Source organism: Flavobacterium sp. I3-2, assembly GCF_013389595.1.
GTDB lineage: Bacteria > Bacteroidota > Bacteroidia > Flavobacteriales > Flavobacteriaceae > Flavobacterium.
In genome coordinates, this window is record NZ_CP058306.1 from 3183558 (window position 1) to 3202821 (window position 19264).

Consider the following 19264-nt stretch of genomic DNA (forward strand, 5'->3'; position numbering starts at 1 on the left):
TTATATGGTGTTTTAGTTTGACTTCATTTTTATAGTCCAAAAGTAATAAAAAAAAATAAAAAACTAACAACACCCCCTATTTTTTATATAAAAAAAATAAAAACACGCAATAATAAACAACAACCCCTACAAAAAAACACACGCTGCAAACAAAAACACACCAATCTTAAATTAAATTAAATTTGTAAAATCTTTAAATAATAGTAAATTTGAATATAAAACATATTTAATGGAACACATATATTATAAAGGACAAGTTCTTTGGTCGCAAATTGATGCAAACGGACACTTAAGACATTCTGCATATTCAGATTTGTGTACGCAAGCGCGAAGCAACATGATGAAACAAGTTGGTTTTTCAATGCAAGAATTCTCAAAACACAAAATTGGCCCAATTCTTTTTAAAGAAGAAACCATTTATTTTAAAGAAGTTCGAATGGATGAGGAAGTTTATGTAAAGGTTTTAATGACAAAATTCAATTCTGAGAACCATCGATTTTCCATTACTCATGAATTATATAATAGTAAAGATGTTAAATGCGCAGTCGTAAATGTAGATGGCGCTTGGATGGATTTAGTTACTAGAAAACTAACTTTAATTCCGAACGAATTGATTTCTTTAATTGAATTTATACCAAAATCAGAGGATTTTAATCTATAACAAAAAAACAACTGAGAAGTTGTTTTTTTTATTGTTTATAAACTAAATATTTTTAATTCTATGGAATCTTTTCAAAATCATCATTTTCTTGGTTAGTTATTTCTTTCAAATAGGTATCAAACGTTTTTTGATATTTAATATATTCAGAGTCAAAGTCAAAATTGGTTTTTAAATCAACATCTTTAATTTCTTTTAAAATGAGCATATTTTCAAAACTATCAACAAAACTGTAAGCTAATATTAACCCATCAATATTCGAATTTGGAAAAATTAATTTTACATTTTTATCTTTATTTTGGATATCGATACAAAAGCAAGAATCATTTGTAAACATATTTCTTTCTTCAAATGCATCTGATTTCAACTTATAATATTCACATGAAAAATCTAGAAAGGTACCTTTTATATTTAAAGGTTTAAATGTAACTTTTGAATTCATTAAAGTATCATAATCCTTCAATCTATAAAACAAATGATGTTCTTGCCCTACAAAAATTTCTGTAGTTTCTAAATTAGTTTGTTTAAGTTTTAGTAGTTTTCCTTTTTTAAAAATAGTAAAATCTGATTTTAAATATTGCGAATAAACATCTAGTAAACCAACTAAATTTGAAGAATCAGCATATAAATTTAATTTCAAGCCTTTATAATCTGAATTAATTCCGACTTCTGAATTCAAACGATAATCATATTGTTTGACAAAAATGGTTTCTTTTTTTTGAGCAATGACTACATTACATATTAAGAACAAAAAAAGATTGAAAAAAATTTTCATAGTGTTTGTTTTTGGATTGGATGTTTTTTTAATTAACTCAACTTTCAGTGAATCAATATAAAAATAAAAAAAACTGCCTTTTTTTACAAGACAGTTATTAATATTTAATTTAATCTAGAGAATTTAAATAATCATTCAAAAGTTTTAAATCGTTGTTTGAAAGTTTACTTCTCAAATTTTCAATTTCTAACAAACTTTTACGCATTGAATCAATTGTTCCAAAATAATCAACGCTTCCGCCATTCTGATATAAATATAAATCGCAAATTTGCCCAACTAAATTATAGACGTGTTTCTTTAAATCTTGATTTTTAAAATTTGGTACATTTTGTTTTAGATTTGAGCAATAATCTGGCATATAATTAGAAACATCACCGTTGTAATCCGATTCAGCTGCTAAATTTACTACATCAATTTGCATTGATTTATAATCTGATGCATAGTTTCTGTAACCATAATCAACAACAGACTCAGTATCCCAATCTGATGATTCTACAGCATAATCAACAACTTCTTCTACATATTGAACTGGTACATAAGCATCTGCTTCTTTATATAATTTTTCAAAAGCTTTGGTTAATAATTTAGCTTGATCTTTACTAATTACTTTATTTTTTTGTCCTTGTTTAGTCATTAACTGACTTTGTTTCTTTGCAATTTGAATAGCTTGCTCTCTTGTTAAATCAGGTTTTGAATCATAATCTGAATCAGCTAAAGAAAGTTCACATCCTAGATTGTAAAATTTAAGTGCATAATTTCTAGTATTCTCGTCTAAATCTTGAAAATATTCATATCCATTACATAAAGGATCAGAATAATAATTATTATAATAAGAATCTGTTACAACAGCTGCTGTATCTGTTGCATAATATTGACTTTCGTAATCATTTTCTTCTTGATACTTAGCAAAATTTTCTAAAGAAATTTTATAGCCCTCATCAAAATCAAAATCTACTTTAATATCCGTTTTTTTGATTTCATTTAAAACAAATGCTTCTCCTGGATAATCAATATGTCCATAAGCTACAATCAAACCATCCATATTAGCTTTTGGAAGTAACGTTTTCAAATTTTTAACCTTACTTTTTTCATCAATACATAAACACGTATTTTCTAAAGGTAAAAATTCATTGTTTTCTGAATTTTCAGAAACTATAAACTTATAATAATTACAAGTTCTGCCTTTGAATTCGCCTTTTTTATTCATACTCTCCAATTCAATCTCATTACTAAAAAAAGCAGTCATTTTTGAATCTTTTCGTGAATTATAAATATTATCAATTGGTAAATTGACAGTTCTATCAAATGAAATAGAATTGACTGTTAAGTATTTTCCGTCTTTTAAAAAAGAATATGCATTTGAATAATTAAAATTTCCTCCCTCGAATAATAAAATTTTGTCTAGAGAAGACATGTATAATTTAATCTTGTACATATCATTTAATTCTTCTTCAGAAGAATTAGTATTTAGACTATATTCTAAAAGATTATCAAAAGTAATTTGACTTTTTTGTGAATAACCTGTAAAGGCTAGCATTAATACAGAAAAATAAAGGATTTTTTTCATAAGTATAATTGGTTTTTATATGTTAAAATTTGTCTTAAATATACAAAAAAAACCGTCTTAAAAATACAAGACGGTTTATGCTATTTTAATAAAATTATTTTCTTGCAATAACTTTTTCAGCTTTTTCAATAATTGAATTTGCGTTTAATCCGTATTTTTCCATCAATTCTTCTGGAGTTCCAGATTCACCAAAAGTATCGTTAACTGCAACAAATTCTTGAGGCGCTGGATTATTTAAAACTAAAACTCTAGATACTGATTCACCTAAACCACCTAAGAAATTGTGTTCTTCTGCCGTTACGATGCAACCTGTTTTAGCAACTGACTTTAAAATAGCTTCTTCATCTAAAGGTTTAATTGTATGAATATTAATAACCTCAGCAGAAATCCCTTTTGCTTCTAAAGCTTCAGCAGCAATCAGAGCTTCCCAAACTAAATGACCTGTTGCAACAATAGTTACATCTGTACCTTCGTTTAATACAATTGCTTTTCCAATTACAAAAGGTTCATCTGCTGACATAAAGTTAGGAACTACCGGACGACCAAAACGTAAATAAACAGGTCCATTATGTTCTGCAATTGCTAAAGTAGCCGCTTTAGTTTGATTATAATCACATGTATTGATAACCGTCATTCCAGGTAACATTTTCATTAACCCGATATCTTCTAAAATTTGATGTGTTGCTCCATCTTCACCTAAAGTTAAACCTGCGTGAGAAGCACAAATTTTTACATTTTTCTCTGAGTAAGCAACCGATTGACGAATTTGATCGTACACACGACCTGTAGAAAAGTTTGCGAAAGTTCCTGTGAAAGGAATTTTACCACCAATGGTTAAACCAGCCGCAATTCCGATCATGTTAGCTTCTGCAATTCCGATTTGAAAGAAACGTTCTGGGTGATTCTTTTTAAAATCATCCATTTTTAACGAACCAATCAAGTCCGCACAAAGTGCAACAACGTTTTCGTTTTTTTGTCCTAATTCAGTTAAACCAGCTCCGAAACCAGAACGTGTATCTTTACTTCCTGTATTTGTATATTTTTTCATTTGATCTTTTCTAAAAATGGTATTAATAATCTCCTAAAGTTTCAGGATTTTGAGCTAATGCTTTTTCTAATTGCTCGTTATTTGGAGCTTTACCATGCCAAGCATGTGTGTGCATCATAAAATCAACTCCATTACCCATTTCTGTATATAATAAAATTGCAGTTGGTTTTTGATTTCCAGCAAGTGATTTAGCTTCGTTTAAACCTGCAACAATTGCCTCTAAATTATTACCTTCTTTCAACTCAAGAACATTCCATCCAAAGGCTTCGAATTTAGCTTTTAAACTTCCCATTGCTAAAACCTCATCAGTAGATCCATCAATTTGTTTACCGTTTAAATCAACAGTAGCAATTAAATTATCGACTTTTTTAGCAGATGCGTACATCATAGCTTCCCAGTTTTGTCCTTCTTGTAATTCGCCATCACCTAAAAGTACATAAACCAATTTATCATCGTTGTTTAATTTTTTTGCTTGCGCAGCACCAATAGCAACTGATAATCCTTGTCCTAAAGAACCTGAAGCCATACGAATACCTGGAAGGTGATCATGTGTTGTTGGATGTCCTTGTAAACGTGTATTAATTTTACGGAAAGTAGCTAATTCACTCACAGGAAAATATCCACTACGAGCTAATACACTATAAAAAACAGGTGAGATATGTCCGTTTGATAAGAAGAATAAATCTTCGTTTTTACCGTCCATTTCAAATCCTTCTTTTCGATCCATTACCGATTGATAAAGAGCTACTAAAAACTCAGCACATCCTAAAGATCCTCCTGGGTGACCAGAATTTACGGCATGCACCATTCTTAAAATGTCTCTTCTTACTTGCGTAGTTAAGTCTGTTAATTGTTGTGTTGTAGGTTTCATTTAGAAAATAAATAAATTGAAAAACAAAGATAGTAATTTATAAAAAACTAACAATTTAATATTTTCATCAAATGTAAAATGTTTTTATTTCAAATGGTTATTTACCTTTGCATAGAAATTTTAGGAATATGAGAAAATACTGGGACAATTATATAGAAGCTTACAAAGGTTTATCTAACGCTACTTGGATTTTAGCTTTGGTTATGTTTATTAACCGAAGCGGTGCTATGGTTGTTCCATTTTTAGGTGTTTACTTAACAAGTCAATTGGGTTTTTCGCTTGACAGAGCTGGAATTGTTTTAAGTTGCTTTGGAATTGGTTCAATCATCGGTGGATTAGTTGGTGGATTTTTAACGGACAAATTTGGTTCTTTCAAAATTCAAACTTTAAGTTTATTTGCTTGTATTCCGGTTTATTTATATTTACCCGAATTAACCACTTTTGGTTCGTTATGTATTGGGATTGGTGTGTTGTCTTCGATTACAGAAATTCTTCGTCCTGCAAACAGCGCATCGGTTTACAACTTTGCGAAACCCGAAAATTTAACGCGAGCTTTTTCGTTAAATCGAATGGCTTTAAATTTAGGGTATTCAGTTGGACCAGCTATTGGTGGATTCATTGCGGCCTATTCTTTTAGTTGGTTGTTTTATACCAATGCCATCATGATTTTTTGTGCCGGATTGGTTTACTTTTTCTATTTTAAAAACAGAATCGAAAATCCAAAACAAAACGCATCTGATTTACGTGAAGATAAACCAATCGAAAGAAAATCGGCATACCGAGATGTAAAATATATTTGGTTTAGTGTTTTCGTTGCTTTCTATGCCTTTTGTTTCTTTCAGATATTAAACTTACTTCCTTTATTTTACAAAGAAGAAGCTGGATTAAGCGAACAAGAAATAGGTTTATTAATTGCTTTTAGTGGCATTATCGTTTTTTTACTTGAAATGATAATCGTTCACTGGATTGAACATAAATATACAATTGCAAAAATATTAATTATCGGAAGTATACTATGCGGATTAACTTATTTGGTTTTAATTCCGTCACAACATATTGGAATGCTTTATTTTTCGATGTTCTTACTTTGTATTTCAGAAATTTTGGTCATGCCATTTACAGCAACCGTTGCAGCAAATCGTTCCAATCATTTAAATCGAGGTTCATACATGGCTTTAAATGCCATTTCGTTTTCAATTGCTAACGTTTTTGCTCCTTTAATTGGAACTCGAATTGCAAGTAATTACGGATTTAACATGCTTTGGTTAACTAACGGAGGTTTAATAGCTATCGCTTGTTTTGGATTTTATTGGATTATGAAAAAGATGTAATTTTGATTATGGAAGTTTTAAAAACCAAACAATTAAAAATCGGATATAAAAGCAATAAAACAATAAAAATAATTGCTTCAGATATTAATGTAAGTTTACAAGCTGGTAAATTAATCTCATTAATTGGAAGTAATGGAATTGGAAAATCGACTTTTTTAAAAACCATTGCTGGGATTATTCCTACATTGGACGGTTCGGTTTTTCTAAATCAAAGACAAATTGAATCTTTTTCTACTACTGAATTGGCCGAAAATTTAAGTTTGGTATTGACCGAAAAACTGCCTTTAAGCTCATTATCGGTTTATGAACTAATTGCTTTAGGACGACAACCGTACACCAATTGGTTAGGAAAGCTTAGTAAAGAAGATGAAAATCAGATTGAAAAGGCATTAGAATTAACTCAAATATCAGATTTAAGAAATCGAAAATATTATGAGTTAAGCGATGGACAATTCCAAAAAGTAATGATTGCCCGAGCAATTGCACAAGATACACCTTTCATCATTTTAGATGAACCTTCGACACATTTAGATTTATTTCATAAAGTTTCGCTATTTAAGTTACTTCAAAAATTAGCACACGAAACCAATAAATGTGTGTTGTTTTCAACACACGATTTAGATTTAGCAATACAGTTAAGTGATGAAATCATTATTATGAAAGAAAATCTATTTAAACATAATTCCCCAGCTGAATTAATCAACCAGGGAATTTTTGATGATTTCTTTAATGATGATACAATTGTTTTTGACCGAAATACCAAACAATTTATTTTAAGATAACATTTCGATTATGTTTTTCATTTTTTGAAATGTTTTCTATAGTAAAATCAATACGTTTTTGAAATTCATATTTACGAACCGAACAATCTTTTATCGGACAAATCTGACATGAATATTCTTTACAGCTATCCAAATGCACAAATACTTCAATTCGGTCACCAAAATATTCTTTTACTAAATCTTCGAGTGCATCAACTTCTGCGTGACCTTCTTGAATATTAAAATACCAAGGTACCGTCATGTGACAATCGATGTGTAAAGTACTTCCGTATTTGATGATTCGTAAATTATGTAAATCTATCCAATTTGGACGACGAACTTTATTTAAGAATTCAACCAATTCTTTTAAAAGAACTTCATCTGTTTCGTCCATAATTCCTGAAACGGCTTCACGAAGAATTTTATAACCGGTAAAGATGATGAAACCTGCAAATAATAAAGCAACCGCACTATCTAACCAAGGCAAATCTGTAAAAAACATTACAATTAAACCAATAATAATTCCTAACGTAGAATAAGTATCAGACTGTAAATGTTTACCGCTCGCAATCAAAGCTAACGAATTATTTTTCTTCCCTTTTTTAACCGCAATCATTCCAACAACATAATTGATAATTGCAGTTATGGCAATTAAGTAAATTCCATAATCTAATTTTGAAATAACTTTTGGATGTTGCAAATTTAGAATGGCTTCGTAAATAATGACAACACCAGCAATACTTATCAAAGTTCCTTCGATAGAAGCCGAAATAAACTCGACTTTTCCATGTCCGTACGGATGATTTTCATCACGAGGCAACGATGATAAATACAAACTATACAAACCGATAAATCCGCTAACTACATTAATAACACTTTCAAGCGCATCGGTTAAAACAGCAACCGAATCGGTTATATACCATGCAATGAATTTAATTACAAACAACAAAACACCAACAATGGCAACAATTTTTTGAAATTGATAATTTTCTTTAGCTGCTAAATTTTGAGAATTCATCATTTTTATAAAGCGTTTAACTCTTCTACTTCACCCGGTTGTAAACCTTGTAAATAATAATTTCCAATACGTACGCGTACCAATCGTAATGTTGGAAAACCGACTGCTGAAGTCATTTTACGAACTTGACGAAATTTTCCTTCACGTAAGGTAATCGAAATCCAAGATGTTGGTCCGTGGCGTTCATCACGAATTCGTCTTCCTGCTCCCAACCAATCAGGTTGACCTTCTAATTTAAAAGCTTTGCAATTCTTAGTTAAATATTTAGTTCCGTTAAAACCAATCAAAACTCCATTTTGAAGTTTCTCGATAGCTTCATCGGTAATTAAACCATCAACTTGCGCGTAATATTCTTTTTCGAAATGCGAACTTCTGATTTTTTCACTCATTAACCCATCTGTAGTCAAAAGTAACAATCCTTCAGAATCTTCATCTAAACGTCCAATTGCCATAGTTCCTTCAGGAAACGGATATAGTTCTCCCAATTTTTTTTTATTACGTTTTAATTCATAAATAAATTGTGAAATATAACCGTGCGGCTTATGTAATTTAAAATGTTGATGCATTTTTGAAATATTTTTTTCAAAGGTACAAAATGAAAATTCACTTTGATTTTTTAAGTTATCAATTATTTAAAAAACGTATTTTTACTTTTTAAATCAAAAGCAATGTCAGCATATCTTATTTATTTCATTCTATTTATAATAGCTTTTTTAATTGGAATTTTACTTCAAAAAACAGTAAGCAATTCTAAATTTAACCATTTAAATTCAGAAAACAAACAGCATAAATATCAACTAGAAATTGAGAAAAATAGATTTCTAGAAACAAAAAATGATTTAGATAATTTACGTCTAGAACGTGATGATTTGTTAAGTGAATACAGCAAAGCAAATTCGGAACTAATCTTTTTAAAATCAAAACTAGACGACCAAAAAAAAGAGATTGATTCTTTACAAATTAAATTCACTGAAACCTTTGAAAATTTAGCCAATCGAATTTTAGATGATAAATCTGAAAAGTTTGTTGCTACGAACAAAATACAAATTGAAAATATTTTAAATCCGTTACAAGTAAAAATAAAATCGTTTGAAGAACGTGTCGAAACAACTCACAAAGACCATTTAATTCAGCAAACTTCATTAAAAGAACAAATAACATTTCTGTCATCGTTAAACAAACAAATGACACAAGAAACCATTAACTTAACAAAAGCTTTAAAAGGTGATTCGAAAGTTCAAGGAAATTGGGGCGAAGTAATTTTAGAACGTATTTTAGAAAAATCGGGGTTGGAAAAAGGTCGTGAATATGAAATTCAGAAAAGTTTTAATTTTGAAGGAAAACGTTTACAACCCGACGTTGTGATTAACTTACCGAATGATAAAAAAATGATTATCGATTCAAAGGTTTCGTTGACTGCTTACGAACGTTATTGTAACGAAACAATTGAAACAGAAAAACAAAATTTCTTGAAACAGCATATTTTATCGGTTGCAAATCACATCAAACAATTGAGCGAAAAAAATTACCAACAGATTTACGAAGTCAATTCGCCCGATTTTATTTTGATGTTTGTACCGATTGAAACTGCTTTTGCACTTGCTATAAATAACGAACCTAATTTATACAATCAGGCATTTGAAAAAAATATTGTCATTGTAACCACTTCTACGCTTTTGGCTACTTTAAAAACGATTGATTCGTTATGGAAAAATGAAAAACAACAAAATAATGCTTTAGAAATTGCTAAACAAGCTGGGTTACTTTATGATAAGTTTGTAGGATTTATTGAAGATATTCAGAATATAGAAAAAAATATTGACCGCTCAAAAAATGATATTGAAAAAGCTAAAAATAAATTGTTTTTAGGAAATGGAAATCTAGTTAATGCTGCCGACAAAATTGTTCAATTAGGTGCAAAAGCAAAGAAAAAATTGCAATAAAAAAAGAAGCTCAATGAGCTTCTTTTATCTTATCATGAAAAATTAAAAATCGGCTTCATAGCCATGTCCATTTTTACCGTAAAAAATCAACCAATTTGCTAATGAATATAAAATATGTACTTTGCAATCAAGAGAATCTTCTTCAAAATCCGGAGCGTTTTTTTGGTGTTTTAAATATTCAAGATTATATTGTTTAGCCAATTCATCTGTAGCTAACATTAAACGATTTCCATAATCTAAAGTATCATCAGCTAATTTGGAATTCCAAGCCTCACAAATTAAATCTTCTGAAATAATTCCTTCGCAATCATTTAAAAATTCTCCACGAAAAACATTTTCATCTTGTCCCCAAGCAATATAGACTGGAACTCCATCTTGTTCTTCAGCCAATTCGATAACATAATAACCTTGTAAATCTTTAATGAATTGATTAAGATTTGGCTTATCATCTAAACTATCATACTTTTTTAAAATCCATTCATCTGCAATTTTATCTTTACCAACTCTAGGTGCTTTAATAGTTTCGTATGTTGAACTTTGAATTGAAAACCATTCTTCCAATAAATCTTCACGTGTAGGTTGCTTTTTTCCTTGTAGCTTCTGAAAAAACGTAAGTTTTGGAATAAAATTCGTATTAATCATTTCATAAATTTCTTTAAAACGTTTTTCAAAACCTGGTTTAGGTTTTCCCATCGGACGCATATCTAAGCCCATATTTTTTTAAATTTAAATTAAAATCAATTCGTCAAAAACTCAATAATTAACCAAATTACACTAACTAAAACAAAAATCGGAATTACCAATGATAGAACTTTACTTTTATTGTAAATATAAATATTTAAATATGCTATAGCTATTAAATAAATTGGATATAAATTAATTATAAAGAAGAACAGATAAGTTAAAGCTAAGTTTAAAGATTTGTCGAAAATAAAAATCGACATAAAAAAAATAATTGGCCATATAATAGATGGCAATAAAATAATTGCATTTAATAATCTAAACCAAATGGGTAATTTCTTCGAAAAAAGTTGATTTATAATTTTCATTGTGAGCAAATATTTCCTTTTTTCTTACAAAAAATCTTCTTGTTCAAATACAAAATCTTCTTGTTCAAATACACCATTTTCATTTCTTACAAAAGAAGTTTCATATGGTGAGTCAAGGAATTTGATAATATCATTATCATAATGTACAATAGTATTTACATCAAAAACACCAATATTTTCAGGATTATTAACATATTCATCTGCTTCATCTCCAGCAAAAAATCTCCATCCACTATCTTGTGCATCATCAGGATTTTCTCTGTACATATAACCTACTTTTAATCCATCTATAGTAATTCTATCCGTTGCAATACAATATCCCATTTCAATTACAATACGGCTTTTTGTCTCTTCAGTTGTTTTAAAATATTTTTTGGATGGATTCATAATTTAATTTTTTAATAATATTAGTCCTGATTGATTCTATAAAAATACATTTTTCGTTTTAAAAAATGAATCCAATAACTCAATAAAAAAACCTCAAAAAAAATTTGAGGTTTTAATATCTAATAACTAGCGAACTAATTTTTTATATTTAATACGAGTTGGAGCAACATCTCCTAAACGTTTTTTACGATTTTCTTCGTAATCAGAGAATGAACCTTCAAAGAAATAAACTTGAGAATCTCCTTCAAAAGCTAAAATATGTGTACAAATACGGTCTAAGAACCAACGGTCATGGGAAATAACTACTGCACAACCAGCGAAATTTTCTAAACCTTCTTCAAGTGCACGAAGCGTGTTGATATCCAAATCATTCGTAGGCTCATCTAGTAATAAAACGTTTCCTTCTTCTTTCAAAGTCATTGCTAAATGCAAACGGTTACGCTCTCCTCCAGATAAAGCTGAAACTTTTTTATTCTGATCCGATCCACCGAAATTAAAACGAGATAAATATGCACGGGCATTCACTTGACGACCACCCATCATAATCAATTCTTGACCATCAGCAAAGTTTTCGTAAATAGATTTTTCAGGATCGATATTTTTATGAGATTGATCAACATAAGCAATTTTCACTGTTTCACCCACAACAAATTCTCCAGCATCAGCATTTTGTTCTCCCATAATCATACGGAAAATAGTAGATTTACCAGCACCATTTGGCCCAATAATCCCAACAATTCCGGCTTGTGGAAGTGTGAAATTTAAATCGTCATAAAGTAATTTATCTCCAAATGCTTTTGCAACACCTTTTGCTTCAATTACATTTGTTCCTAAACGCGGTCCGTTTGGAATATAAATCTCTAATTTTTCTTCTAATTCTTTTTGATCTTCGTTTAATAAACGATCATAGTTTTGTAAACGCGCTTTTTGTTTGGTTTGACGTCCTTTTGCTCCTTGACGAACCCAATCTAACTCACGCTCTAAGTTTTTACGACGTTTTGAAGCTACTTTTTCTTCTTGCGCCATACGCTGTGATTTTTGATCTAACCAAGAAGAATAATTTCCTTTCCATGGAATACCTTCTCCTCTATCTAATTCTAAAATCCAACCAGCAACATTATCTAAGAAGTAACGGTCGTGCGTTACTGCGATAATTGTTCCTTTATATTGTTGTAAATGTTGCTCTAACCAATGTACCGATTCAGCATCTAAGTGGTTGGTTGGCTCATCTAATAATAAAACATCTGGTTCTTGTAATAACAAACGACATAATGCAACACGACGACGTTCTCCACCAGATAATACATTAATGGGAGTATCAGGTTCTGGACAACGTAAAGCATCCATTGCAATAGCAAGTTTGGTATCTAATTCCCAACCGCCAACAGCATCAATTTTATCTTGTAATTCTGCTTGACGATCCATAAGTTTTTGCATTTTATCTGCATCTTCATAAACTTCAGGCAAACCAAACATATCGTTGATTTTATTGAACTCGTCTAAAATTCCAACAACTTCAGACATACCTTCTTTAACAATTTCAATAACTGTTTTAGATTCGTCTAATTGAGGTTCTTGTTCTAAATATCCAACAGAATATCCTTGCGCAAATACCACATCGCCTTGGTAGTTTTTATCTACACCTGCAATAATTTTTAATAGTGACGATTTACCTGAACCGTTTAATCCTAAAATACCAATTTTAGCACCATAGAAAAAACTTAAATAAATATCTTTTAAAACTTGCTTATTTGTTGAAGAGTAAGTTTTACTTACTTTCGACATCGAAAAAATTACTTTTTTATCGTCTGACATATGAAATGAAACTAAATAATTCCTTAATATTTTTATATTTCAAAGATAGACTTTTCTTTTTGAAAAAGAAATTTCGAAATGGACTTCCTTTAGTTTATATTTTTTTATAATTTCGTATCAAAATAAAAAGACAGATATGCAATTTACAGACAATTTTTTAAACACCGATAAAATCGAAATCGAAGGACAATACATTTCGTTATTTGACAATGAAGGAAAAGAAATGAAATTTTTTGTAGGAGAAGCTGTAAAAACAGTTTCTTGGGTAGATAATAAATTAATGGTGACATTAGAAAACGACTCAATCAGATTATACAAAGACACTATTAATTTTGGTGATTTTTAATAAAACTTACAAAGTTATTAAACATAAAAAAACTCATTGAAAATATTTCAGTGAGTTTTTTTGTTACGAAAAAAAGGTAATAAAAAAAACTCTCAATTTCTTGAGAGTTTTTTTATGTTTATTCTTCGTCTTCGTCTTCGTCATCAAAATCTTCAGTTGAAGATTTTTCTGCATCTTCATCTTCATCATCGAATTCAGGAAGGTCTTTCTTTTCTTCTTCTTCATCCTCATCATCCGATTCTAAATCAATATCTTTTACATTGATTGAATCAACAGGAATTACAACATCTTCTTCCTCTTCGTCGTCAAAGTTTACGATACGATCAGCTAATTTAGTACTAACTTTTACTAAGTAAATAGTATCTTCAGTTCTAACTTCTACAGCTTCAACCATTTCGTTTTTAGCATTTTTAAATCGAATGATATCGGCATCATCATAACCATCAGGAAATTTCTCAACCAACATAGTTAAGATTTCGTTTGTTAATTTCGCGTAATCAACAATTATTCTTTTCATTTAATTCTTACTTTATTTCGAGTCAAAAATACTATGCTATGCTATAACAACAAAATTATTTTTAGTTTTTTTTTTGACTTTATTTAATTAAAATTATTGATTTAAAACGTAAGCGAAAACTAAAGGCGCAACAATTGTAGCGTCTGATTCAATGATGTATTTTGGACTTGTTGTATCTAATTTACCCCAAGTGATTTTTTCGTTTGGAACAGCACCTGAATATGAACCATAAGATGTTGTAGAATCAGAGATTTGACAGAAGTAAGCCCAGAAAGGAACATCGTGCCACTCTAAATCTTGATACATCATTGGAACTACACAAATAGGAAAATCTCCTGCGATTCCACCACCAATTTGGAAGAAACCTACTCCTTTTCCACCAGAATTACCACGGTACCATTCTGTTAAATATACCATGTATTCAATTCCTGATTTTACTGTACTTGCTTTTAATTCACCTTTAATTACGTAAGATGTAAAGATATTACCTGATGTAGAATCTTCCCATCCTGGACAAACGATTGGTAAATTTTTCTCAGCAGCAGCAATCATCCAAGAGTTTTTAGGGTCAATCTCGTAATGAGGTTCTAATGCTCCAGATAAGATGATTTTATATAAATATTCGTGTGGGAAATAACGTTCACCTTTAGCTTCTGCATCTTTCCAAGCTTTTTCTAAATGAGATTGTAAACGACGGAATGCTTCTTCTTCTGGAATACAAGTATCTGTTACACGGTTGTAATGATTTTCTAATAAATCCCATTCGTCTTGTGGAGTTAAATCACGGTAGTTAGGAATTCTTTTGTAGTGCGAATGTGCAACTAAGTTCATTACATCTTCTTCTAAGTTTGCACCTGTACAAGAAATGAACGCGATTTTATCTTGACGAATCATTTCTGCTAATGAAATTCCTAATTCAGCAGTTGACATTGCTCCTGCTAAAGAAACCAACATTTTTCCACCTTCTGCAAGGTGTAATTCATATCCTTTTGCTGCATCTACTAAAGCTGCTGCGTTAAAATGTAAATAGTTTTTTTCAATAAATTGACTAACTGGACCTTTACTCATGGTTATATCTTTTTATATTATTATTCTTCTTTTTTTCTGTTGTAACCTAAAATATTTAATACATCTTCGGCTGTTTGTTGTTGTGAAAATACTTCTGTTGCAACAATTCCATTTTCATCTCTATCTATTAAGATATGTTTGGGTTGCGGAATTAAACAGTGATGAATTCCGCCTTGACCTCCAATGGTTTCTTGATAAGCACCTGTATTAAAGAAACCTAAATACAAAGGTTTATCTTTATTATATTTTGGAAGATAAATGGCATTTAAATTTTGTTCTGAATTGTAATAATCATCACTATCACAAGTTAAACCTCCCAAAAGTACACGCTCGTAAGAATCGTTCCAACGGTTAATAGCAAGCATGATAAAACGCTTATTAATTGCCCAAGTATCAGGTAAAGTTGTAATGAAAGACGAATCAATCATGTTCCACTTTTCTCTATCGTTTTGCTGCTTTTGGTAAAGTACTTTATAAATAGCACCACCCGACTCACCTACTGTAAACGAACCAAATTCTGTAAAGATATTCGGAACTGGAACTTCAGCCTCATCACAAGCTATCTTAATTTGATTAATGATTTCATCTATCATATAAGCGTAATCGTAATCGAAAGCTAATGAATTTTTGATTGGAAAACCTCCACCAATATTTAAACTATCTAAAGTTGGACATTCTTTCTTTAAGTTGATGTAAACCTTTAAACATTTAGATAATTCATTCCAATAATATGACGTATCACGAATTCCGGTATTAATGAAAAAGTGTAACATTTTCACTTCTACATTCGGATTTTCAACAATATTTTTTCGGTAAAATGGTAATATGTTTTTATATCCAATTCCTAAACGAGATGTATAAAATTCGAACTTCGGTTCTTCTTCAGATGCGATACGAATTCCGATTTGGAATTTACCTTTTATACCTTCTTGAAGTAAATCTAATTCTTCAAAATTATCAACAATCGGAATGGTTTTTTTATGACCGTTATTTATTAAACGCGTAATGTTTTCAATATATTGGTCGCGTTTAAAACCATTACATAAAACGTATGTATTTTTATCAATACGTCCGGTTTCTAATAAGTTTTCAACGATGTTAATATCAAATGCAGAAGAAGTTTCTACGTGAATATTATTCTTGAAAGCTTCGTTCATCACATATTCAAAGTGCGAACTTTTAGTACAATAGCAGTAAAAATATTCACCTTCATATTTATGCTTTTCCATTGCTTTTCTAAACCAACCTTTTGCTTTGTTGATGTTATTTGAAATCTGTGGTAAATACGTAAATTTTAAAGGCGTTCCGTATTGTTCAACCAATCCCATCAAATCGATGTTATGGAACAATAAGTTATCTTTATTTAAAGTAAATTCTTCTTGTGGAAAGTAAAAAGTTTGATTAATTAAGTCGAAATATTTTGTATTCATTGTATTGTTTTTAAGATTAAAATTTGAATTAAAAGCCAAAAAACAATTACAATCAAACTCTAATATTTGCAAAAGCAATACTCATTTTTTCACTATAAATATTAGTGATGCGAGCCAAAATAAAAATTCCTTTCAATTGAATATACAATTCAGACTGAATAGATTTTAGTACCGACATTTTTTGCGGCATTTTATATTGACTAAATTCGATATTTAATTTTCTATTATTCACAGCGCAAAGTTAAATAAATAAAATATTGATTTGCTAACGATTTTTTTAATTTTAACGTAAATAATCGGTAAATGCATTTATAATCATTTCGGTTGTGACTTCTTCATTAATTACCGCAACACCGTTTTCTTTAATAAGTGTAAAATTGACACAACCTAATTCATTTTTTTTGTCGTGAACTAAAAGTTGCAAACAAGCTTCAATGTCTTTTTCTGATAATAGAATTTGTGGGAAAACAGCATTTAAAACCGTTTTGATTTCATTATAAAACAATTCTGAAATATAACCTTTTTGTAAAGAAAGATTTGATTCGAGAATCATTCCGATTGCTACAGCTTCACCATGTAATAAAGTCGGTAACTCGTCATTATTCAAATGATAGCTTTCAATTGCATGACCTAAAGTATGTCCGAAATTTAATTTTTTACGAATATTTTTTTCTTTTGGGTCTTGAAGTACGATTTCATTTTTAAGTTGAACCGAATGATAAATCAGCAATTCTAAATCATTAGTTGTAAAATTTGATAAATCTTTCAATTGGTTCCAATACGAAATATCAGCAATTAAACCGTGTTTATACATTTCTGCCAAACCAGAACGCATTTCGTTGCCAGGTAAAGTTTCTAAAAAATTAGCATCAACTAAAACCATTTGCGGATTTGCAAACAAACCCACCTGATTTTTTAATCCACTTAAATCTACTCCTGTTTTTCCTCCAACAGACGCGTCAACCATTGCTAATAAAGTTGTAGGAACCGAAATAAAATCAATTCCACGTTTGTATGTAGCAGCTACAAATCCTCCTAAATCGGTAACAACTCCACCACCTAACGAAATAAACATGGCTTTTCTATCGGCTTCATATTCCGACAAAACTGACCAAACTTCAAAACAAGTTTCAATGGTTTTATTGACCTCGCCATCTTCAATCTCAATAATTTCAAAAGCTAAAGTAGTTTCTAATCTTTGTAAAAAATATGGTAAACAATATTCAGTCGTATTCGAATCAGTTAAAATAAAAATTTTAGAATATCCGCCATTTGCTAGAATCTGACTTAAATTTTGAAAGCCATGCTCTGCAAAAAAAACACTGTAATTTTCAGCTTGAATTTCGTTCATTAGACACGTTTTAATTTTGTTGTAAAATTAAGCCATTTTTCATAGATATATATAATATGATATTTATATTTGTAGCCTATTTAATAAAGAAATGGAAAAAATATTCAACAACACAGAAGTAGCATTTTCTTTAAAAAATAATGCCGAATTAAATCGTGCTAATTTTTTATTTAAAATGATTAGTCATCCAACATTAGTAAAAATGGGTTCGTCATTGGCACATTTTGCTATCAAATATAAACTCCCTGTTGAAGGAATGATTCGTAAAACTGTTTTCGACCATTTTTGTGGTGGCGTTAACGAAAAAGATTGCCTTAGCGTTGTAGATAAAATGTACACGAAAAAGGTTTCTTCGGTTTTGGATTATTCTGTTGAAGGTAAAGAATCTGAAGAGCAATTCGATGCCGCTTTAGCAATGACATTGAAAACTATTGAATTTGCTAAAGAAAGACAAGCTATTCCATTTGCTGTTTTTAAACCGACTGGTGTTGGTAAATTTGACCTTTTTGTTAAGAAAGGTGAAAACGCAGATTTTACTCCACAAGAACAATTTGCGTGGAACAAAATCGTAAATCGTTTTGATATTATTTGTAAAACGGCTTACGAAAAAGATGTTTTATTGCTTATCGATGCTGAAGAAAGCTGGATGCAAGATGCTGCTGATGCTTTAACTTTGGATATGATGCGCAAATACAACAAAGAAAAAGCTATTGTATTTAACACAGCTCAAACCTATCGTTGGGACCGTTTTGATTACATTAAAGAAATTCACCAAATTGGATTAACTGAAGGTTTCCATATTGGATTAAAAGTTGTACGTGGTGCTTATATGGAAAAAGAACGCGAACGCGCTCAAGAAAAAGGGTACCCATCTCCTATTTGTGCAACTAAAGAACAAACTGACGAAACGTTTAATAAAAGCGTAACGTATATGTTAGAAAACCTAGATAATAAAATGGCTTTATTTGCTGGAACTCATAACGAAGATAGTTCGTATATGTTGATGCGATTGATGCAAGAACGCAACATTGCGCATCATGATAACAGAATGTGGTTTGGTCAATTGTACGGAATGAGCGACAACATCAGTTACAACTTAGCAAAACACGATTATAATGTTGCTAAATATTTACCATTCGGACCTGTTTTTGACGTGGTTCCATATTTGATTCGTAGAGCAGAAGAAAATACTTCTGTTGCTGGACAAACTAATCGTGAATTAAGCTTGATACAAACAGAAATAAAAAGACGCAGAACAAATTAGTTTTAATCTTTTAGTTGATATAAAAACGAGATTCGTAATTGAATCTCGTTTTTTTGTTTATGACA

At 30.2% G+C, this 19264-nt stretch carries 19 protein-coding genes; 6 read left to right on the forward strand and 13 right to left on the reverse strand.

Annotated features, from left to right (window positions below):
* Positions 1 to 229 precede the first annotated feature (229 nt).
* Entirely contained in the window at positions 230 to 661 is a 432-nt protein-coding gene (locus tag HW119_RS14995) for an acyl-CoA thioesterase (RefSeq protein WP_177765774.1), read from the forward strand.
* A gap of 58 nt (positions 662 to 719) precedes the next feature.
* Here the strand turns inward: HW119_RS14995 and HW119_RS15000 are convergent, their stop codons facing one another.
* The 4 genes from HW119_RS15000 to HW119_RS15015 all read right to left on the reverse strand — a co-directional run bounded on the left by HW119_RS15000 (position 720) and on the right by HW119_RS15015 (position 4919).
* Positions 720 to 1433, reverse strand: coding sequence for a hypothetical protein (locus tag HW119_RS15000; RefSeq protein ID WP_177765776.1), 714 nt, complete (start codon positions 1431 to 1433; stop codon positions 720 to 722).
* 109 nt (positions 1434 to 1542) lie between these two features.
* Positions 1543 to 3000, reverse strand: coding sequence for a hypothetical protein (locus HW119_RS15005; RefSeq protein ID WP_177765778.1), 1458 nt, complete (start codon positions 2998 to 3000; stop codon positions 1543 to 1545).
* A gap of 94 nt (positions 3001 to 3094) precedes the next feature.
* Entirely contained in the window at positions 3095 to 4048 is a 954-nt protein-coding gene (locus tag HW119_RS15010; protein ID WP_177765780.1) for a transketolase family protein, read from the reverse strand.
* 22 nt (positions 4049 to 4070) lie between these two features.
* Positions 4071 to 4919: a transketolase gene (locus tag HW119_RS15015; RefSeq protein WP_177765782.1), complete on the reverse strand. Its 849-nt coding sequence runs from the start codon at positions 4917 to 4919 to the stop codon at positions 4071 to 4073.
* 128 nt (positions 4920 to 5047) lie between these two features.
* Here HW119_RS15015 and HW119_RS15020 point away from each other — a divergent pair, with 128 nt between their 5' ends.
* Together HW119_RS15020 and HW119_RS15025 are read left to right on the forward strand one after the other, a co-directional pair.
* Positions 5048 to 6250, forward strand: a complete 1203-nt coding sequence (locus HW119_RS15020; RefSeq protein WP_177765784.1) for an MDR family MFS transporter — start codon at positions 5048 to 5050, stop codon at positions 6248 to 6250.
* A gap of 8 nt (positions 6251 to 6258) precedes the next feature.
* Entirely contained in the window at positions 6259 to 7032 is a 774-nt protein-coding gene (locus HW119_RS15025) for an ABC transporter ATP-binding protein (RefSeq protein ID WP_177766719.1), read from the forward strand.
* Here the strand turns inward: HW119_RS15025 and HW119_RS15030 are convergent.
* Both HW119_RS15030 and HW119_RS15035 read right to left on the reverse strand, forming a co-directional pair.
* Positions 7019 to 8029: a cation diffusion facilitator family transporter gene (locus tag HW119_RS15030; RefSeq protein WP_177766722.1), complete on the reverse strand. Its 1011-nt coding sequence runs from the start codon at positions 8027 to 8029 to the stop codon at positions 7019 to 7021. The two genes, HW119_RS15025 and HW119_RS15030, sit on opposite strands and share 14 nt — an antisense overlap.
* 5 nt (positions 8030 to 8034) lie before the next feature.
* Positions 8035 to 8595 carry a pseudouridine synthase gene (locus HW119_RS15035; protein ID WP_177765786.1) on the reverse strand — a complete coding sequence of 187 codons (561 nt, stop codon included), beginning with the start codon at positions 8593 to 8595 and terminating at the stop codon, positions 8035 to 8037.
* 102 nt (positions 8596 to 8697) lie between these two features.
* Between HW119_RS15035 and HW119_RS15040 the strand changes: the two genes are divergently transcribed.
* Positions 8698 to 9972, forward strand: a complete 1275-nt coding sequence (locus HW119_RS15040) for a DNA recombination protein RmuC (RefSeq protein ID WP_177765788.1) — start codon at positions 8698 to 8700, stop codon at positions 9970 to 9972.
* A gap of 42 nt (positions 9973 to 10014) precedes the next feature.
* Here HW119_RS15040 and HW119_RS15045 read toward each other — a convergent pair whose 3' ends face one another.
* From HW119_RS15045 to ettA, 3 genes are all read right to left on the reverse strand, one after another.
* A complete protein-coding gene (locus HW119_RS15045) occupies positions 10015 to 10686 on the reverse strand; it encodes a hypothetical protein (RefSeq protein ID WP_177765790.1) in 672 nt (223 codons plus the stop codon).
* A 359-nt stretch (positions 10687 to 11045) separates the two neighbouring features.
* Positions 11046 to 11408: a DUF2185 domain-containing protein gene (locus HW119_RS15050; RefSeq protein ID WP_177765792.1), complete on the reverse strand. Its 363-nt coding sequence runs from the start codon at positions 11406 to 11408 to the stop codon at positions 11046 to 11048.
* 126 nt (positions 11409 to 11534) lie between these two features.
* Complete coding sequence (gene ettA, locus HW119_RS15055) at positions 11535 to 13223, reverse strand: energy-dependent translational throttle protein EttA (RefSeq protein ID WP_177765794.1); 1689 nt, start codon at positions 13221 to 13223, stop codon at positions 11535 to 11537.
* Between the two features lie 136 nt (positions 13224 to 13359).
* Between ettA and HW119_RS15060 the strand changes: the two genes are divergently transcribed.
* Positions 13360 to 13569, forward strand: a complete 210-nt coding sequence (locus HW119_RS15060; protein ID WP_177765796.1) for a hypothetical protein — start codon at positions 13360 to 13362, stop codon at positions 13567 to 13569.
* A 118-nt stretch (positions 13570 to 13687) separates the two neighbouring features.
* On the opposite strand, the gene HW119_RS15065 is transcribed toward HW119_RS15060, so the two are convergent.
* The 4 genes from HW119_RS15065 to aroB form a co-directional block, all read right to left on the reverse strand.
* A complete protein-coding gene (locus HW119_RS15065; protein WP_177765798.1) occupies positions 13688 to 14086 on the reverse strand; it encodes a DNA primase in 399 nt (132 codons plus the stop codon).
* Positions 14087 to 14179: 93 nt separating this feature from the next.
* Entirely contained in the window at positions 14180 to 15154 is a 975-nt protein-coding gene (locus HW119_RS15070; protein WP_177765800.1) for a deoxyhypusine synthase family protein, read from the reverse strand.
* A 20-nt stretch (positions 15155 to 15174) separates the two neighbouring features.
* Complete coding sequence (locus tag HW119_RS15075) at positions 15175 to 16584, reverse strand: arginine decarboxylase (RefSeq protein WP_177765802.1); 1410 nt, start codon at positions 16582 to 16584, stop codon at positions 15175 to 15177.
* Between the two features lie 283 nt (positions 16585 to 16867).
* The gene (aroB, locus tag HW119_RS15080; protein ID WP_177765804.1) at positions 16868 to 17935 is read right to left on the reverse strand and encodes a 3-dehydroquinate synthase; all 1068 of its coding nucleotides are present in this window, start codon (positions 17933 to 17935) and stop codon (positions 16868 to 16870) included.
* A 91-nt stretch (positions 17936 to 18026) separates the two neighbouring features.
* Between aroB and HW119_RS15085 the strand changes: the two genes are divergently transcribed.
* Positions 18027 to 19199, forward strand: coding sequence for a proline dehydrogenase family protein (locus tag HW119_RS15085; protein WP_177765806.1), 1173 nt, complete (start codon positions 18027 to 18029; stop codon positions 19197 to 19199).
* The last annotated feature ends 65 nt before the right edge of the window (positions 19200 to 19264 follow it).

Bases quoted from the DNA above. Each gene is read 5' to 3' on its own strand.
- HW119_RS14995 (WP_177765774.1), top strand. From the start codon at position 230: ATGGAACACATATATTATAAAGGACAAGTTCTTTGGTCGCAAATTGAT.
- HW119_RS15000 (WP_177765776.1), bottom strand. From the start codon at position 1,433: ATGAAAATTTTTTTCAATCTTTTTTTGTTCTTAATATGTAATGTAGTC.
- HW119_RS15005 (WP_177765778.1), bottom strand. From the start codon at position 3,000: ATGAAAAAAATCCTTTATTTTTCTGTATTAATGCTAGCCTTTACAGGT.
- HW119_RS15010 (WP_177765780.1), bottom strand. From the start codon at position 4,048: ATGAAAAAATATACAAATACAGGAAGTAAAGATACACGTTCTGGTTTC.
- HW119_RS15015 (WP_177765782.1), bottom strand. From the start codon at position 4,919: ATGAAACCTACAACACAACAATTAACAGACTTAACTACGCAAGTAAGA.
- HW119_RS15020 (WP_177765784.1), top strand. From the start codon at position 5,048: ATGAGAAAATACTGGGACAATTATATAGAAGCTTACAAAGGTTTATCT.
- HW119_RS15025 (WP_177766719.1), top strand. From the start codon at position 6,259: ATGGAAGTTTTAAAAACCAAACAATTAAAAATCGGATATAAAAGCAAT.
- HW119_RS15030 (WP_177766722.1), bottom strand. From the start codon at position 8,029: ATGAATTCTCAAAATTTAGCAGCTAAAGAAAATTATCAATTTCAAAAA.
- HW119_RS15035 (WP_177765786.1), bottom strand. From the start codon at position 8,595: ATGCATCAACATTTTAAATTACATAAGCCGCACGGTTATATTTCACAA.
- HW119_RS15040 (WP_177765788.1), top strand. From the start codon at position 8,698: ATGTCAGCATATCTTATTTATTTCATTCTATTTATAATAGCTTTTTTA.
- HW119_RS15045 (WP_177765790.1), bottom strand. From the start codon at position 10,686: ATGGGCTTAGATATGCGTCCGATGGGAAAACCTAAACCAGGTTTTGAA.
- HW119_RS15050 (WP_177765792.1), bottom strand. From the start codon at position 11,408: ATGAATCCATCCAAAAAATATTTTAAAACAACTGAAGAGACAAAAAGC.
- ettA (WP_177765794.1), bottom strand. From the start codon at position 13,223: ATGTCAGACGATAAAAAAGTAATTTTTTCGATGTCGAAAGTAAGTAAA.
- HW119_RS15060 (WP_177765796.1), top strand. From the start codon at position 13,360: ATGCAATTTACAGACAATTTTTTAAACACCGATAAAATCGAAATCGAA.
- HW119_RS15065 (WP_177765798.1), bottom strand. From the start codon at position 14,086: ATGAAAAGAATAATTGTTGATTACGCGAAATTAACAAACGAAATCTTA.
- HW119_RS15070 (WP_177765800.1), bottom strand. From the start codon at position 15,154: ATGAGTAAAGGTCCAGTTAGTCAATTTATTGAAAAAAACTATTTACAT.
- HW119_RS15075 (WP_177765802.1), bottom strand. From the start codon at position 16,584: ATGAATACAAAATATTTCGACTTAATTAATCAAACTTTTTACTTTCCA.
- aroB (WP_177765804.1), bottom strand. From the start codon at position 17,935: ATGAACGAAATTCAAGCTGAAAATTACAGTGTTTTTTTTGCAGAGCAT.
- HW119_RS15085 (WP_177765806.1), top strand. From the start codon at position 18,027: ATGGAAAAAATATTCAACAACACAGAAGTAGCATTTTCTTTAAAAAAT.